This window comes from Duganella sp. AC237, from assembly GCF_979254035.1.
Map to the genome: position 1 here is coordinate 6,624,538 of NZ_CEEDEW010000003.1, position 16,916 is coordinate 6,641,453.

Annotated in this window: 8 protein-coding genes and 1 riboswitch; of the genes, 3 read left to right on the forward strand and 5 right to left on the reverse strand. The window is 65.8% G+C overall.

The genetic code is table 11. From position 1 onward, the window contains the following. Nucleotides 1-14: 14 nt before the first annotated feature. Nucleotides 15-1,184, reverse strand: coding sequence for a methyl-accepting chemotaxis protein (locus tag AC0IYS_RS29255; RefSeq protein ID WP_471708465.1), 1,170 nt, complete (start codon nucleotides 1,182-1,184; stop codon nucleotides 15-17). Nucleotides 1,185-1,492: 308 nt separating this feature from the next. Here AC0IYS_RS29255 and aqpZ point away from each other — a divergent pair, with 308 nt between their 5' ends. Together aqpZ and AC0IYS_RS29265 are read left to right on the forward strand one after the other, a co-directional pair. Next, nucleotides 1,493-2,215, forward strand: a complete 723-nt coding sequence (aqpZ, locus tag AC0IYS_RS29260) for an aquaporin Z (RefSeq protein ID WP_471708466.1) — start codon at nucleotides 1,493-1,495, stop codon at nucleotides 2,213-2,215. Nucleotides 2,216-2,406: 191 nt separating this feature from the next. Continuing rightward, complete coding sequence (locus AC0IYS_RS29265; protein WP_471708467.1) at nucleotides 2,407-3,036, forward strand: Crp/Fnr family transcriptional regulator; 630 nt, start codon at nucleotides 2,407-2,409, stop codon at nucleotides 3,034-3,036. Between the two features lie 74 nt (nucleotides 3,037-3,110). Here the strand turns inward: AC0IYS_RS29265 and panD are convergent, their stop codons facing one another. From panD to AC0IYS_RS29280, 3 genes are all read right to left on the reverse strand, one after another. Further along, the gene (gene panD, locus AC0IYS_RS29270) at nucleotides 3,111-3,470 is read right to left on the reverse strand and encodes an aspartate 1-decarboxylase (RefSeq protein WP_090326118.1); all 360 of its coding nucleotides are present in this window, start codon (nucleotides 3,468-3,470) and stop codon (nucleotides 3,111-3,113) included. A 123-nt stretch (nucleotides 3,471-3,593) separates the two neighbouring features. Continuing rightward, a complete protein-coding gene (locus AC0IYS_RS29275; protein ID WP_471708468.1) occupies nucleotides 3,594-5,237 on the reverse strand; it encodes a serine hydrolase in 1,644 nt (547 codons plus the stop codon). Continuing rightward, nucleotides 5,237-7,084, reverse strand: a complete 1,848-nt coding sequence (locus AC0IYS_RS29280) for a M1 family metallopeptidase (RefSeq protein WP_471708469.1) — start codon at nucleotides 7,082-7,084, stop codon at nucleotides 5,237-5,239. Before AC0IYS_RS29280 ends, AC0IYS_RS29275 begins: the two co-directional genes overlap by 1 nt. 119 nt (nucleotides 7,085-7,203) lie before the next feature. Beyond that, a riboswitch (yybP-ykoY riboswitch) is annotated at nucleotides 7,204-7,389 on the forward strand. A 10-nt stretch (nucleotides 7,390-7,399) separates the two neighbouring features. On the opposite strand from AC0IYS_RS29280, the gene AC0IYS_RS29285 reads away from it, so the two are divergent. Beyond that, on the forward strand, nucleotides 7,400-7,975 hold the full coding sequence (locus AC0IYS_RS29285; RefSeq protein WP_471708470.1) for a TMEM165/GDT1 family protein: 576 nt from the start codon (nucleotides 7,400-7,402) through the stop codon (nucleotides 7,973-7,975). 97 nt (nucleotides 7,976-8,072) lie between these two features. On the opposite strand, the gene AC0IYS_RS29290 is transcribed toward AC0IYS_RS29285, so the two are convergent. After that, complete coding sequence (locus AC0IYS_RS29290; protein WP_471708471.1) at nucleotides 8,073-16,871, reverse strand: GH36-type glycosyl hydrolase domain-containing protein; 8,799 nt, start codon at nucleotides 16,869-16,871, stop codon at nucleotides 8,073-8,075. Nucleotides 16,872-16,916: the final 45 nt, after the last annotated feature.

The window sequence follows — 16,916 nt, forward strand, 5'->3', positions numbered from 1 at the left end:
TCTACCTTGTGGTTTCAGAAAAAAGTGATCTCGTCGGCGGCGGCGGCAACCGGCGCGGCGTGCTTGGAGCCGCTGTGCACCGCGTGCTCCTCGGCCATCGCGTAGGTCTTCTGCAGCTCGTGCAACAGCGGCGCCGGATCGAGCGGCTCGAGCACGTGGTGCGCCTCGTAGCGGACGCGGTTCTCGCGCAGCAGCGACGGCAGCAGCTCCATGTTCTCGCGCACGTGCGCCATCACCTGGCTGACGCGGTCCTGGAACTGCAGCTGCACCAGCGCCTGTCCCACCTCGCCCTGGATGTCGATGCTCTCCTGCTTGAGCAGATCGGACGACTGCACCAGCGCGTCGGTCATGCTGCGGAAGTCGGCCAGCACGGTGTCGATCATGCCCTCGGCCGACTGCATCGAGCGGTCTTCCTGCTCGCTCGATTGCTCGGCCGCCTGGCTGGCGGCGAGGATGGCGCTGCTGATCAAGCCGACCCGGTTGGAGATGTTGCGGCCCGTCTCGGCCGAGCGGCTCGACAGGTTGCGCACCTCCTGCGCCACCACCGCGAAGCCGCGCCCCGCCGGTCCCGCGCGCGCCGCCTCGATCGCGGCGTTGAGCGCCAGCAGGTTGGTCTGCGCGGCGATGCTGGCCACCCCTTCGGCCATGTCGCGCAGCTCGCGCGTGAAGCGTTCCAGGTCCTTGATCTGCGCCAGCATGGCATGCTTGGATGACATCGCCGACTTCATCGACGTCACCACGGAGCCAAGCTGCGACTCGCTGCGCGCGAATACCTCGGTCATCGACGGCGCGCCCTTGCCGCCACCGCCATCGACGCTGGAGACGTGCAGCGCATGGTCCAACTTATCGACGATGCTCGAGAAGCGGCCGGCCAGGTCGGCGACGGCTTCCTCCATTTGCGTGCGGGAGTTTTCAATATGGCGGCACCAGATCGGCAGCACGGCGTCGCCGAAGCGTTCGCGCCCGTCGAGGTAATCGTCGACCATCGACGCTCCGCCCGCAGCGGCGCCGGCGGCGCCCTGGCCGAACGCGCACCAGGCGGCGGCGGCCAGCAGCAGCACGGCCCACAGCACCGCGTACCAGCCCCATGCGTTCCATCCTGCGGCCATCGTTCCTGCCGCGCCGGCGCCGGCGAGCGCGAACGGCACCACCACGCTTCTGTCCAATACAAATTTTGTCTTCACTGTCTTCACTAAACGCCACCCCGCTGAAGTCTCAAAAACGTCGCCGATGGGAACGTCTGAAGGTCCAACTCTATCGCAATTGAACCGCCTTTGTTCTCATAAACTTTAAATCTGGCCGGCCCATTGCAACATCCTGTTGCACCCGCGCAACCACGAACGGAGCCTTATAGAGACTAGCAAAACGGTACTTTGGGGGACCCCGCAGCGGGCCGCCGACTCTCGACAATTTCTTACTTTCAATGTAGATTGGCAAGGTTGCATAGCTGTTAATGACAGCGTCGCACCCCCCACTTGATAAAGGAAGAAACATGAAACAATATGGCGCGGAATTTTTTGGAACATTTTGGCTGGTGCTCGGCGGCTGCGGCAGCGCGGTGCTGGCGGCGGCCTTCCCTGGCGTCGGCATCGGCCTGCTCGGCGTGTCGCTGGCGTTCGGCCTGACGGTGCTGACGATGGCATACGCCATCGGCCACATCTCCGGCTGCCACCTCAACCCGGCGGTGTCGATCGGCCTGTGGGCCGGCGGCCGCTTCCCGGCCAATAAACTGCTGCCGTACATCGTGGCGCAGGTGCTCGGCGCGATCGTCGCCGGCGGCGTGCTGTATGTGATCGCCACCGGCAAGGCCGGCTTCGACGTGGCGGGCGGCTTCGCCTCGAACGGCTATGGCGCGCACTCGCCGGGCGGCTACTCGCTGACGGCGGCGCTGGTGACCGAGGTCGTGATGACGATGATGTTCCTGCTGATCATACTGGGCGCGACCGACGAGCGCGCGCCGAAGGGTTTTGCGCCGCTGCCGATCGGCTTGGGGCTGACCTTGATCCACTTGATCAGCATCCCGGTCACCAACACCTCCGTCAACCCCGCGCGCAGCACCGGCGTGGCGCTGTACGTCGGCGACTGGGCCACCGCGCAGCTGTGGGCGTTCTGGGTCGCGCCGATCGTCGGCGCGCTGCTGGGCGCCGCCATCTACCGCTTCATCGGCAAGCCGGAGGAAGTCATCGCGGTGACCAGTCAACGTAAAGCGGCGTAACACCGAAGTCATCCTCCCATCCTCTCCCGCAGGTCCGTGCCCGGCGCCCGGACCTGCCCCGCCCAGGCGCTTTCGCGCACCGCCGTACCCTCCGGCGCGAAAAGGTTTACACTTCGTCCTCGCGTGGTCGGCTATTCACATACCGGCATCCATTACATCATCGCCGGTTGCTGCAGCCGCGCCATCGAAACATGAACCAGGCATTCTTAGAGCACAGGGCAAAGTACCGCGACGTCGTCACACAGCGCTACCGCGTGACCCCGGAAATGTACGACGAGGTATCGCGCCTGCTGGCGCCGATCGCCGCGCCAATCAGCATGCGCAAGGGCGAGTACCTGCAGCGCATCGGCGTGCTGGCGCAAAGCGTCTACTGGCTGCACAGCGGCGTCGCCCGCACCGGCTTCCTCACCGACGCCGGCAACGAGGTGACTTTGTACTTCCGCACCGACGGCCAGGCCGCCGCCTCCCACGACGATCTGCTGCGCGCCAACCGCAACGAGCTGTCGCACAATTTCGTCATCGCCGAAACGGCGATCCACGGCTACCACATCGACTGGGTCGCGCTGACCGGTCTGGCCGAGCGCCACGGCGTGTTGCGCGACTATTATCTGAAGGCCTCCGAGCACGGCATCATCGACCAGGGCAAGCGGCTTTACCTGAGCGTATGCCCGGCGCTGGGACGGCTGGCGGCGTTCCGGCGCGACTATCCGGGCCTGGAGCACCGCATCTCGCAAAAGGTGGTGGCGTCCTTCCTTGGCGTCACGCCGCAGTACATGTCGCAGCTGCTGCGCCAGGACGCGGCCGAGAACAAGCGAAACTAACCGGCTGAACGACCAAACCGCGAGGCGAAAAAAAGCGTCCCGTGGGACGCTTTTTCCTGACCAATGCAGCGGTCTTATTTCTTCATGCCGGTGATCTTGTTCTGCGCGTCGACGAACACGATCTTCGGTTTGTAGTCGGCGATCTGCTCTTCGGTCATCGGCGCGTAGGTGCAGATGATCAGCAGGTCGCCCAGGTGCGCCTTGCGGGCTGCGGCGCCGTTCAGCGAGATCTCGCCGGTGCCGCGCAGGCCCGGAATCGCGTAGGTCGCGAAACGCTCGCCGTTGTTCACGTTATACAGATCGATATGCTCGTTCGGCAAAATATCGGCCGCCTCCAGCAGATCCATGTCGATCCCGCAGGAACCCTCGTAGTTCAGATCCGCCTGCGTGACCGTAACCCGGTGCAGCTTGGCACGCAGCATAACTCGTTGCATAGACATCTTCTTCATCCCTCGATTAGTAATCATTCAAGCTTGCCAAAGTGCCTTTGCGGGACCCGATGCAATGCGAGGGCGATATCATATCACTAGCCGGACTCATGCGGCTACTCCTGCCATTTATTTAGGCGACGGCGTGAAGTTCAAATCGCGGAAGTCGTAGCTGAAGTCCGTCTCGGTCGAAATGGGCTCCATCTTCATGCGCTCGATGCTGCCGTTCGGGTTCAGTGCAAACGTGACGTAGGCGTCGGCGTTGAAGCTGCGCTCCTTCCAGCGGACGATGAAGGTATCGTGCTGGAAGTGCTCCAGCTCCCCCGTCAGGTCCGGCGTGCGGGCGAAGCGCATCACGCGCTTGCCACCTTCGGCGGCGATGGTGACCTTGCCGTACCACGGGTCTTCATACGCGCCGTCGTAGGACGCCAGCGGCAGCGACGGCGACGACCTGGCCGCGCGCGCCGTGTGCTCCTTGCCCAGGCGCTCCAGCTCCTCCTTGTGGGCCGCCGCCTCCTGCTCGGCGTACAGCTTGATCCAGTCGGTGGCCGGCACCTTGAGGTACTGGTCGAGGATGCGCCAGTACAGGGCCGCCATCGCCGGGCCGTTTTCGGCGTTGGTCAGGATCGCGATGCCCAGTTTTTCCTCGGGCACCATCAGCACCGTCGAATAGAATCCCACCAGCGCGCCGCCGTGCATGGCGATCTTGCGGCCCTTGTAGTCGCGCAGGCTGAAGCCCAGGCCGTAGGCGGCGAAGTTGGCCTTGGTGGCCGCCAGCGCCGGTTTCGGCTCGCGGATGCGCATCGGCGTTTGCTGGGTCCACATCTCGGCCAGTTGTTTGGCGCCGATCAGTTGCTTGCCGTCCGGTGTCTTGCCGTCGTTGAGCAGTAAATTCATCCAGCGCGCCACGTCCCCGGCGCTGGTGTTCAGCCCCACCGCGCCGACCGCGTTCGGCACCGGTATCGGCTTGACCACCACCGGCTTGTCATTGACCTTGCTGTGCGGCGCCGCGTAGTCGGCGCTGGCCAGCATCGCGGCCACGCTGGTGGTGGTGTCGTCCATGCCCAGCGGCGTGAGGATGCGGTCGCGGATGGCGTCGCCCCACGGCTTGCCATCCTTCTCTGCGATGATTTTTCCGGCAACGATGTAGAGCAGGTTGTCGTAGGCGTAGCTGTTGCGGAAGCTGGTGGCCGGCTTGATGTAGCGCAGCCGCGAAATGATTTCGTCGGTGCTGAAACTGGTGGTGGGCCACCACAGCAGGTCGCCGGCGCCCAGACCCAGGCCGCTGCGGTGCGTGAGCAGGTCGCGCACCGTCATCGCGCCGGTGACGTAGGCGTCGTACATCTGGAAGCCCGGCAGGTGCTTGGTGACCGGATCGTCCCAGGCGATCTTGCCCTCGTCGACCAGCATCGCCAGCGCCGCGGCGGTGAAGGCCTTGGAGTTGGACGCCACCTCGAACAGCGTTTTGGCGTCCACGGGTTTGGGCTCGCCCAGCTTGCGCACGCCGTAGCCCTTTGCGGCGACGACTTTGCCGTCCTTGACGATGGCGATCGCCATGCCCGGCACGCCGAAGGTCTTGAGGGCGCGATTGACGTCGGCGTCGAGGTCGAACGCGGGGACCGCCGCGGTGCTGGACGCCGTGCTGGACGCCGTGCTGGACGCCGCGCTTGCGGTCGCGGTGGCGGCGGCGTCCGGCGCGGCGAGCGCCGTGCAGGTTGCCGCGCCGAATGCCGCCATCAACGCGGCCGCTACAAAAGTACGGGAGAACTTCATTATTTATACAGTTTGAATTGTTTGTCGACCGAGGCCTGCGTCACGGGATGATAGTGGTCGCGCGCCTTGGCGTAGACGGCGCGCGCCCAGTCCTTGTCGCCCGGGTTCTTCAGCAGCGCGCTATACAGCGGCACGACGAACTTCTGCCGGCCCACGCTCATGAGGAATTTGTTGAGCGGATCGCGCACGTTGTAGCCCGCCTTGACGGAACCCAGGTAGAAGCGATACGCGATCTCGTTGTTGCCGGTCTTGGCCAGGCCGAACGCCTGGTCCAGCTCCTGCATCTGCGCGGCGGTGGCCTTGCCCTCGATGGCGTTCAGGAAGTGCATCCACTCGAGCGCGATCCAGCCCTTGCCGCCCAAATCGGCGGTCGGCAGTTCGCCCTTGAGCCACGCGGCGCGCTGGGCGTCGAGCGCCGCCAGGCGCGGCGAGGCCGCGCGCACGGCGGTGGCGGGAATGCCGGGGGCGTACAGCCATTCATCCAGCTCCGCCTGCGGCATGTACTCGGGGTGCGCGTCGAGCAGGTTCTTTTTCAGGTACTCGACGAATTCGTCGGTGGTGGCGGACTTGAACGCGTGCTGGTCGAACCAGCCGCGCAGGAAGGGATCGAACACCTCGCGTCCGGCACGCTGCTCGATAGTGCGCAGGAACCACGCGCCCTTCGGATAAATCAGGCCGCCGTCGGCGTAGGTCGACGGGTCGGTGTCCGGGCCGCGCGTCGACAGCGCCTGCTTGGAGGCCGGCACGGTCAACAGCGAGACCAGCGCCTCCTCCTGCTCGACCTGCAGGTTCATCTCGGCGATCTCGGGGCCGTAGATCTTTTCGACGATGCGGGTGGTGACGTAGGTGGTGAAGCCCTCGTTGAGCCACATGTGCTTCCACGAGGCGTTGGTCACCAGGTTGCCCGACCACGAGTGCGCCAGTTCGTGCGCTATCAGGTCGACCAGGCTGCGGTCGCCGGCGATCATGGTCGGCGTGAGGAAGGTCAGGCGCGGATTTTCCATGCCGCCGTACGGGAACGACGGCGGCAGCACGATCATGTCGTAACGCTCCCACCGGTAAGGGCCGTAAAGGCTCTCGGCGGCGCTGATCATCTTCTCGGTGTCGGCCAGCTCGCTGGCGGCGGCCTCGATGCGGGCCGGTTCGGCGTAGACCGCCGAGCGCGGACCGAGCTTGCGCACCTCGATCTCGCCGATGGCGATGGCCAGCAGGTAGGAAGGAATCGGCTGCGCCATCTTGAACTTCCAGCCGCCGTCGCCGGTGGCGGCGGGGTCGTTGTCGGCGCTCATCAACACGCGCAGGCCGGCCGGCGCGTCGATGCGGGCGCTGTAGGTGAAGCGCACCGCCGGCGTATCCTGCACCGGCGCCCACGAGCGCGCGTTGATGTCCTGCGACTGGCTGAACATGAACGGACGCTTGCCGGACATGGTCTGCGCCGGCGACATCCATTGCAGCGCGGCGGCCGACGGCGCGGTGCGGTAGTAGACGCGCACCTTCTGCGGCTGGAATGGCAGCGCGATGCGCAGCGCCCGGCCCTTCTGCACATCGAGCTTGTCGAGCATGAAGGAGGCCGAGGTCCAGCGGCCGCCCGGATTGAGCACCTGCACCTTGGCGATACTAAGTTCGTTCGTGTCCAGCACCAGGGTACGGGCCGACTTGTCGATCCAGTTCAATGTCAATTCGGCGTAGCCGCCCAGCGTCTTGCGGCCGAAATCGGCCTTCAGGTCCAGATACAGGTCGCTGGTGCGGACCTGGTCGTAGCGCGCATAGCTCAGCGGATCGGCGTGGGCGGCAAGCGACATCAGTGCGGTAAGCACGAACGCGGACAGTGTCTTCTTGATAGGCATGGTGATCTTTTCAATGTTGGTCTGAAGCGCGATGCAGAATATCACAGGCATGTATCGGGGATGTGTACAGCGGCCAACCGGAGCGGCGAACTGTCCCGGAGAACGGCTGTGTTAAAATACGCGCCGTAATTGGGGAGTAGTCGGCTTGCGCCTCCCGGCGCAGGAACCTGCATCAACATAATCGGTCCGCAGACCGTGGTGCAGGTGGTTGAAAAACTTGACGAGACCATGATCGAGGTGCGGCCATGATGGGCCGGAGTCGCGCCTGGATCATTGGTTAATCGTTTCCGGCCCGCGTACTACTCACATCATCCAATGGAAGCATTCCTCGTCTCCACAGGCATTGTCGCTCTCGCAGAAATCGGCGACAAAACCCAGCTGCTCGCTTTCGTCCTGGCCGCCAAGTTCCGTCGTCCCCTGCCCATCATCGCCGCGATCTTCATCGCCACCATCGCCAATCACGCGTTCGCGGCCGCCATCGGCACCTGGATCACAGGCCTGCTGGGGCCCGACACCCTGCGCTGGGTGCTGGGCGCCTCGTTCCTGGCGATGGCCGCATGGACCCTGGTGCCCGACAAGCTCGATGACGAGGACACGCGCCTGGCCGGCTACGGCGTGTTCATGACCACCCTGATCGCCTTCTTCGTCGCCGAGATGGGCGACAAGACGCAGGTGGCCACGGTGGCGCTGGCGGCGCGCTACGATGCGCTGATCGCCGTCGTCTGCGGCACCACCCTCGGCATGATGATCGCCAACGTCCCGGCGGTCTACCTGGGCGACAGGATCGCCAACCGCGTCTCGCTCAAGCTGGTGCACGGCATCGCCGCCGCCGTCTTCGCGGTGCTCGGTGTGGCGACGCTGCTGGGCGCCGGCGCCAGCCTCGGCGTCTAAACCCCGGGGGTCAAGTCTGTCATTCGGACACGGCCCCATCCGTAATGGGATCGCAGCGCTGAGCTTGTGTCCGAATGTCAGACTTGACCCCAAGTGGTTATGGTAGCTCCTTTGCAGGGATGGCCGACCGCGCCGGCAGACGCAGTTCGACCTGGTGGGTCATGCCCGTGTCGACCAGCGCGATCGCCTGCTCCTGTTGCGGCACGCCGTCGACCGTCAGCACCGGCACCGCGCTGGCCCCGGCGCCATTGTCATGCAGCACGCGGATCACGTACGAGGATGTCTCGTAACGGTAGGTCAGCGTGAACGTGTTCCAGCCGGCCGGCATGCGCGGCGTCAGCGTCAATTGCTGCGCGCTGCGCGTGAGGCCAAGCAGGGATTCGATGATCAGGCGGTACATCCAGCCCGAGGACCCGGTGTACCAGCTCCAGCCGCCGCGCCCGACGTGCGGCGCCACCGCGTAGACGTCGGCCGTCACCACATAAGGCTCGACCTTGTAATTGGCCGTGCCTTCCGCCGTCCTGCCGTGCATGACCGGATTGATCATGCGCGCCAGTTCCCAGGCGCGCTCGGTGTCGCCCAGGCGGGCGAACGCCATCGCGGTCCAGATCGCGGCGTGGGTGTACTGGCCGCCGTTTTCGCGCACACCCGGCACATAGCCCCGGATGTAGCCGGGGTTCGGCCCGGCCTTGTCGAACGGTGGATCGAGCAACTGGATAATGCCCGAGTCGCGCCGCACCAGGCGCTGGTTGACCTGCTCCATGGCGCCGCGCACGCGCGCCGGATCGGCGGCGCCGGACAGCACGCCCCAGCTCTGCGAGATCGAATCGATCTGGCATTCCTCGTTGGTGTGGGAGCCGAGCGGCGTGCCGTCGTCGAAATAGGCGCGGCGATACCACTCGCCGTCCCAGGCATTCTGCTCGACGTTGGCGGCCAGCTTCCTGGCCTCCTCTCGGCATTCGGCGGCGAACACCGCGTCGTCCTTCATGTCGGCGACATCGGCGAAGCGTTGCAGCACTTCGCACAGGAAGAAGGCCAGCCACACGCTCTCGCCCTTGCCATGCTCGCCCACCTTGTCCATGCCGTCGTTCCAGTCGCAGGAGCCGATCAGCGGCAGACCGTGTTCGCCGAAGCGCAGGCCGTGGCGGATCGCCTGCACGCAATGCTCGTACAGGGTGCCGCTCTGGCCCGAACGGCTAGGCAGGTCGTAGTAGGAATCCTCTTCCGGCTTGACGGCGCGCCCTTCCAGGTATGGCAGGTTTTCCTCCAGCACGCTCATGTCGCCGGTGCTGGCGACGTAGCGCCAGGCGCCAAGCGGCAACCACAGATAATCGTCCGAGCAGTGCGTGCGCACGCCGCGGTCCGACGGCGGATGCCACCAGTGCTGGACGTCGCCCTCGAGGAACTGGTGGGCGGCGCACAGCAGCAGCTGGTCGCGCAGCAGGTGCGGCTGCGTGTGGATGGTCGCCATCGCGTCCTGCAGCTGGTCGCGGAAACCGAACGCGCCACCGGACTGGTAGTAGCCGCTGCGCGCCCAGATGCGGCAGGCGATGGTCTGGTACATCAGCCAACCGTTGGCGATGACGTCGAGCTCCGGTTCCGGCGTTTCGATGCGCACCGCGCCCAGGGTCTGTTCCCAGTGCGCGTGGACGGCGGCCAGCGCCTCCTGCGCTGCGCCGGCGCTGCGGTGCTTTTGTACCAGGCTGCTGGCGTCGGCGTTGCGGCGGCCGGCCACACCGAGCACGAAGACGATCTCGCGCTCCTGGCCCGGCAGCAGGTCGAACGGCGCCTGGATGGCGGCGCAGGCGTCGAGCCCCGCGCCGACCTTGCCGGACAGGCGAGAACGGCGCAGCGCGGCCGGCGCGGCGAGCGAGCCATTACGGCCCAGGAACTCGCCACGGTCGCCGGTGATCGAGCGCAGGCTGGCGTCGCAATTGAAGAAGGCGACGCGGCCGGTGAACTCGGTGTTGTACGGATTGCGGGCGAACATCGCGCCGCTGACCGGATCGACCTCGGTGAGGATATGCATGCCGGACTTGGAACGCATATCGCCCAGCACCCATTCGACGTAGCCGGTGACGGACAGCTTGCGCGCCACCAGCGTATCGTTGCGCACCTTGAGCACCGTGTACTTGATCGGCGCGTCGGTCGAGACGAAAGTCGTCATCTCGGTGGCGATGCCATTCTCGCTGTGTTCGAACACGCTGTAGCCGAAGCCGTGGCGCGTGACGTAGTCGCCGGCGCCGCGCGCGGGCAGCGCGGCCGGCGACCAGAACTCGCCGGTCTGCTCGTCGCGCAGATAGAAGGCTTCGCCGCTGGCGTCGCTGACCGGATCGTTGTGCCATGGCGTCAGGCGGTATTCATGCGCGTTCTCGTGCCAGGTGTAGGCCTGGCCGCTTTCCGAGATGACGGTGCCGAACTGCGGATTGGCCAGCACGTTGGACCACGGCGCGGGCGTGCGCTGGCCTTCGCGGGTGGTGATCACGTATTCGCGGCCGTCCGGCGTGAAGCCGCCGATGCCGTTTTCCAGCATCAGCGGACGCGCGGGACGGGCCGGCGGCACCGCGTCGCCGTACTCGCCGCGACCGTCCGCCAGCAACGGCGGCATGCGCATCGACTGCGGGCCCGGGCGCTTGATCTGCTCGGCCAGCGGACCACGGGTGTCGCTGAGGATGGCGCGCGCCACCGATTGCAGCAGGATGCGGTCCTCGTTGGAGATCTGGTCGGCCAGGCGCACGAAGATGCCGCCCGGACGGTCGACCGCCTGGGCGTCGATGCCCGAGGCGATCAATCCCATGATTTGTTCGTGCAGCAGCTGGCGGTATCCCGACTGGTCCTCGTACCAGATGACCAGGTCGACCACCAGGCCTTTGAGGCGCCAGTAGGCGTGCGCCTGCACCATCTGGCGCACCAGATCGATGTTGGCCGGGTCGCGGATCTGCAGCAGCACGATCGGCAGGTCGCCGGAGATCGCGTACGCCCACAGGCCGGACTGGCCGCGATGGTTCTTGACCAGCGTGCCGACATCGGCGCGCAGCGCGGCGTTCGGATAGATGACCGAGTTGGCCAGGCGGCCGTACAGCTGCGCGTCCGCCTCGCTGGCGTTGAGCTGGCGCAGCACGACCTGGCTGTGGGTCCACGCAAGTTCGAAGGTGCGGTCGGCCAAGTGGCGGTCCTGGTATTTGTCGATCAGGTGCAGCGCGGCGTCGCGCTGCTCGGTCATGCCGGTGACGATATCGACGGTGGCCGTCTGGTCCGGCTTGAGCGTGATGGTGTAGCGGATCGCCACGACCGGATCGAGCACCGAGCCTTCGGCGCCGTCCAGCGGGCCGCTTTCCAGCAGCGCACGCGGCGCGGCGGCGGTGTTGCCGCGGCCGAGGAAGCGCGAACGGTCGGTTTCGAACGACACCTCGACCACCTTGGCGTCGTGCACCGTCATCGAGTGCAGCATGTACGGCATGGCCTCGTTGCCGCCGCGCGGACGGCGCGTGCACAGGATCGCCTGCTGGTCGCGCAGGATCTCGGTTTGCACGAACAGCTTGCTAAAGGCCGGGTGGGCGGCATCGGCGGCCGCCGGCGCCATCACCACCTCGGCGTAGCTGGTCACCTCGATGGTGCGCATGCTGTCGCTCTTGTTGGTGATGCGGGTGCGGCGCAGTTCGATGTCGTCTTCCGGCGAGACCACGATTTCCGTGTACAGCTCCATGCCGCGGTCGGAGCGGCGGAATTCGGCGCGTCCTTCCGAGAAGATCACTTCGTACTTGCGCGGATCGACCAGGGTTGGTTGATACGTCGTGGACCAGAACTGGCCATCATCCAGGTCGCGCACGTAGCAGAAGTTACCCCAGTTGTCGCGGGTGCTGTCTTCGCGCCAGCGCGTCACGGCCAGGTCGCGCCAGCGGCTGTAGCTGCCGCCGGCGTTGGTGACCATGACGTGATAGCGTCCATTCGACAGCAGCTGGGTTTCCGGTACCGGTGTGCTGTGCTGGGTGAGCACGCGCATCGGCGCCGCCTGCTGATCGGGCACGGTCGAACGCAGCGCCGCCAGCTCGGTGGTGTTGGAATAGAAGGCGCCGGCTTGCGGGCTGCGTTCCTGCAGCACCAGCAAGGTCGATTGCAGCAGCGGATCGGATTCGAAGCGGCGCTGCATCGGCCGGTCGTGCAGCAGGTAGCTGAGCGACAGCAGGCCCATACCCTGGTGGTGGACCATGAACGAGCGCACCACGGCGCAGCTCTGGCCGCGCGGCAGGCGAGAGGCGGTGTAGTCGATCGCCTCGTAGAAGCCGTAGCGTCCCATGAAGCCCAGGCCCGCCATCTTCTGCAGGTTCAGGCAGGACGCTTCCGGCTGCACCATCAGTCCCATCATGGTGGCGTACGGCGCGATCACCAGATCGTCGGCCAGGCCGCGCTTGAGGCCGAGGCCGGGAACGCCGAAGGCGCGGTACTGGTAATTGAGGCTGGTGTCGACGGTGTTGTAGCCGGACTCGGAAATCCCCCACGGCACGCCACGGCGCTTGGCGTAGTCGATTTGCGCATCGATGACGGCATTGTAGGTCTGGTCGAGCAAGGTGCTCGGGTAGTTCGGCATCACCAGCAGCGGCATCAGGTACTCGAACATCGAGCCGCTCCAGGACAGCAGCACCGGCTTGCCGGCGACGATGCACAACTGGCGGCCCAGCGCGAACCAGTGGTCCTGCGGCAGCTGGCCCTGGGCGATGGCGATGAAGCTGGCCAGGCGCACTTCGGACGCCAGCAAATCGTAATAGCTGGCGTCGAGGCGGCGCTCGCTGACGTTGTAGCCGATAGCCAGCAGGTTAGTCGTCTCGTTGTACAGAAAGCCGTATTCCATCTGGGCGAACCCGCAGCTGCGCTGCGCCAGTTCGGCCAGCGCGCGCATGCGTTCATGCGCGGCGGCGCTGCCCTGCTCGAGCAGCTGCGCCAGTTGTTGCTGGCGTTCGCGCTCGGCCGGGGCCAGGTCGGTCACCGGAATGGCGGCGGTGGCGTGGGACAGGCTGGCCAGCTCGCGCAAGGTCGGCACGCGCGTCATGCTGGTGTCGAATACGGTATCGGAAGACAGGTTGACCCATGGCGTCAACACCGCCAGTTCGTCAAGCGCGGCGTGGCTTTGCTGAACCAGCGAGGCACTCCACATCGCGGCGTCGCTTTGTGGATCGACCTGCGCGTGCAGCGCTTCGGCGGCTTGCGCGGCCAGCACCAGCCAGCCATTCAACTGCTGCAGGTGTGTGGGGTCGGGCTTCGCGGCCATAAGCGCCAGCAGCGGCGCCAGGTCCGGCGGCGTGGCGATGGATTCGGCGCTCTGGGTTGCGCTGGATGGCGCGGCCTTGTCGGCGTCGCCGTCGGCGTTGGCAACGGTCGCCACGCTGACGCTTGCAGCCGGTGCACTGGCGGTGGCGGCGTCGTTGAGCGTCTCTTCCAGCACGCGCAGGGTGGACAGCATGCCGTCGATGATTTGAGGACCGAGCACCGGCTGGTCGAACATGCCGGTCAGGCCGGGCTGCAACGTCAGCAGGTGGCCCGCCAGGTTGCCGCTATCGACCGTCGAAATATAGATCGGGTGGAGCGGCTTGAGGGTCTGCGTGTCGTACCAGTTATAGAAGTGGCCCTGGTGGCGCTCCAGCTGATCCATCGCATCCAGCGTGGCGCCGGTGCGCGCGATCAGCTGCGACACCGTGATGTAGCCGAAGTCGCATGCGCTCAGGTTGGCCAGCAGCGCCATGCCGATATTGGTCGGCGAAGTGCGGTGCGCGATGACCTGCGCCGGATGCTCCTGCATGTTATCGGGTGGCAGCCAGTTGTCGTCCGGGCCGACGAAACGGTCGAAATAGGCCCAGGTGCGGCGCGCCAGCTTATGCAGGAACACATTCTGCTCCGGCGACAGCTGCGCATCCTTGCGCTTGATCGGACGGCTGATCCAGTCCGCGAGCGCCGGCGCCACCAGCCACGCCAGCAGGAACAGCGCGGCCGGCGCCAGGCTGGCGGGACGCCAACCGAGCAGCATGCCGCCGATGAACAGCGCCAGCACGGGCGCAGGCCACATCCTGACCCAGGTGCTGGCGTTGGCGCCGGTGCGCGACAGCGCCGAGGCACGCCACTCGAGCATGTGCTTATGCGATACCGTCATGCGGTAGACGCTACGGACGATCGCGTCAAGGCTGAAATAGGCCTCGTATGGCAGGAAAACCAGCATCAATATCGCGTGCGAGAAGTGCAGGCCGGTGCGGCGCATGGTCGCGCGCAGATGCTGGCTCCATAAAGTATCCTTGGGCCGGTGCAGCAGGTCGTGCAGCGCGCTGACAAACGGCGGCAGGAAGATCACGGTCAGCACGGCGCCGGTCCACAGCCACGGGTCGGGCAGCCAGCGCCACGCGACGATCAGCGACAGCACCAGCGCCGGCGCGGTCAGGCTGCGGCGCAGATTGTCGAACAGCTTCCAGCGCGACAGCAGCGACAGCGGATTTTTCTCGCGCTTGCGGCCGGGGCCCGGCACGCGGCCGAACAGCCACGAGATCAGCTGCCAGTCGCCGCGTATCCAGCGCTGGCGGCGGCTCACGTCGTCGCTGTAGCGGCTCGGATATTCTTCGTAAAGTTGGGCGTCGCTGAGCAAGCCGGCGCGCAGATAGCAGCCTTCCAGCAGATCGTGGCTGAGCACCTGGTTGTCGGGCAGGCGGTGTCCCAGCACCTGCTCGAAGACGTCGACATCGTAGATGCCCTTGCCGATGAAGGAGCCTTCCAGGAACACGTCCTGGTAGACGTCGGAGACGGTGCGGGTGTACGGGTCGATACCCGGCTCGCCGCCGCACAGCTTTTCGTAGTGCGATGCGTTTTCGCTCGGCAGGCTGACGGCCACGCGCGGTTGCAGGATGCCGTAGCCTTCGACCACGCAGCCGCGCGCAGCGTCGACACGCGGGCGGTTCAGCGGATGCATCATGGTGGCGATGAACTGCGCCGCCGCGTCGCGCGGCAGCTGGGTATCGGTATCGAGCGTGATGACGTACTTGATGCTTTCGAGCTGGCTGATATCGCCGACGACGACCGAGAATTTGTCGCGCGCGCCGCCACGCAGGAAGCGGTTCAGGTCCTGCAGCTTGCCGCGCTTGCGCTCGTAGCCCATCCAGGCGCCTTCCTGTGGATTCCACAGGCGCGGGCGGTGCAGCAGCAGGAACGGCGTGGCCGGGTCGCCGCTCGGATGGACGGCGTACTTGCGATTGAGCTGTTCGATCCGGTGCTGCATTTGCTCGAGCAGCGAGGCGTCGCCCGGGAGGGTCTCGGCGGGTGCGTCGGCGAAATCGGTCAGCAGGCAAAACACCAGGTTGGGATCGCGATTGGCGAGGAAGCGCACTTCCAGCTGTTCGCACAATTCCTCGATGTTGTCCTTGCTGTAGGCCAGCGTCGGCACCACCACCAGCGCCCTGCCCTCGGCGGGAATGCCGTCGTCGAGGTCCATGCGCGGCAGCGGATTGGGACGGGTGATCTGGGTGGTCACCCAGTTGACGAGGCTCAGCGCCAGCTGGCTGCTGCCCAGCAGCGCCAGCACGCCCAGCGCCACCAGCACGATGCCGTTCACGCCGTGGAAGGCGGCGCGTTCGAGCAGCAGCGCGGTGGCGACGAAGGTGATGGCGGCGATCGCGCCCAGATAGGATGTCAGCGGCGAGGCGCCCGACGTATGGCGGAACACCTCGCGCCACGGACGGCGCATGCCGGTCACTTTTTCCAGCGCCGGCAGTCCGCCGCCAATCAGATAGAAACCGACGTGGCTGTGGCGCTCATCGCCGCTGTTAGAGTGCGCCACGGCCAGTTGCAAGGCCTGCTGCGCGACTTCCACTTCCGACAGGCGCGAATGCTTGGAGATCTTCTCCACCGAATGGCGGTAATGGTCGCGCGTGGCGAATTCCATGCGGCCGTAGACGCCGGCCGGGTCCTGGCGCAAGGTCTGTTCGACCACGCTCATGGTCTCGACGAACTCCTGCCAGTCCATGGTGCCGAGGAAGCGCAGGCTGCCGATGCTGTTGGCGATCGACACCTGTTCGGCCGCCTGCTGCTGGATCTCGGCCTGGATCTGTTGTTCGATGGTGTGGCCCGATTCGGCCAGGCGGTGCGTGATCCACGACAGCGCCAGGGTCAGCGCAGAACTTTGTCCCTGCAGGCGGCGCGCCAGTTCAGCGACGAAGGCGGTGGTGATCGGTGGATTGGAGCGGGCCATGTCGGCCACCATCAAAATCAAACCGCTCGGATTTTTTTCCACCACCTCGGTCATCTGGTCGGCCCAGCTGTTGGCCAGATCGCGGTCGGCGCGGTTGTCGGCCACGCGCACGGCCACGCGGCGCAGGTTCTCGATCAGCGCGAGACGCAGCATGATCGGGATCGCCCACAATTCGCCCAGCTTGAGCGGCGCGATTTCCTGATAGGCGGCGACGAAGCGGCACAGCGATTCGAAATCGACGCGGCCATCGCCGTGCGAGATGATTTCCAGCGCCAGCTTGTAGACGCGCGGGCAGCCTTCCGGCGCGCCACGGCTCAGGCGCGGCAGCTCCTTGCTGTACCCCTTGGGCAGGTGACGCCGGGCGATGCGGATCTGCTCTTCGATCAGATAGAAGTTATCGAGCAGCCATTCGGAGGCGGGCGTGATCTGCCGGCCGGCCTTGACGGCCTCGGTAAGTTCGTCGCAGGTGGTGTTGATGAAGTCGGCGTTTTCCGACAGGCGCGACAGCAGCTGGTCGGGACCGCCGCGGGTGCTCAGTTCGTGGTGGGCCGCCAAGGTCCTGCCGTGCGCGCCCATTTGTGCGGCGCTGAAGAGCTCGGCGCGTAAGGGCAGGTCTTCGTCGTCTTCGTCCGAGACCAGGGAGGCCGTTGTCGATTCGCGGAATCCGAGCGTCATCTCGGGCATTAGGGGATTGGACTTTTTCAACTTATACCTCGCTAT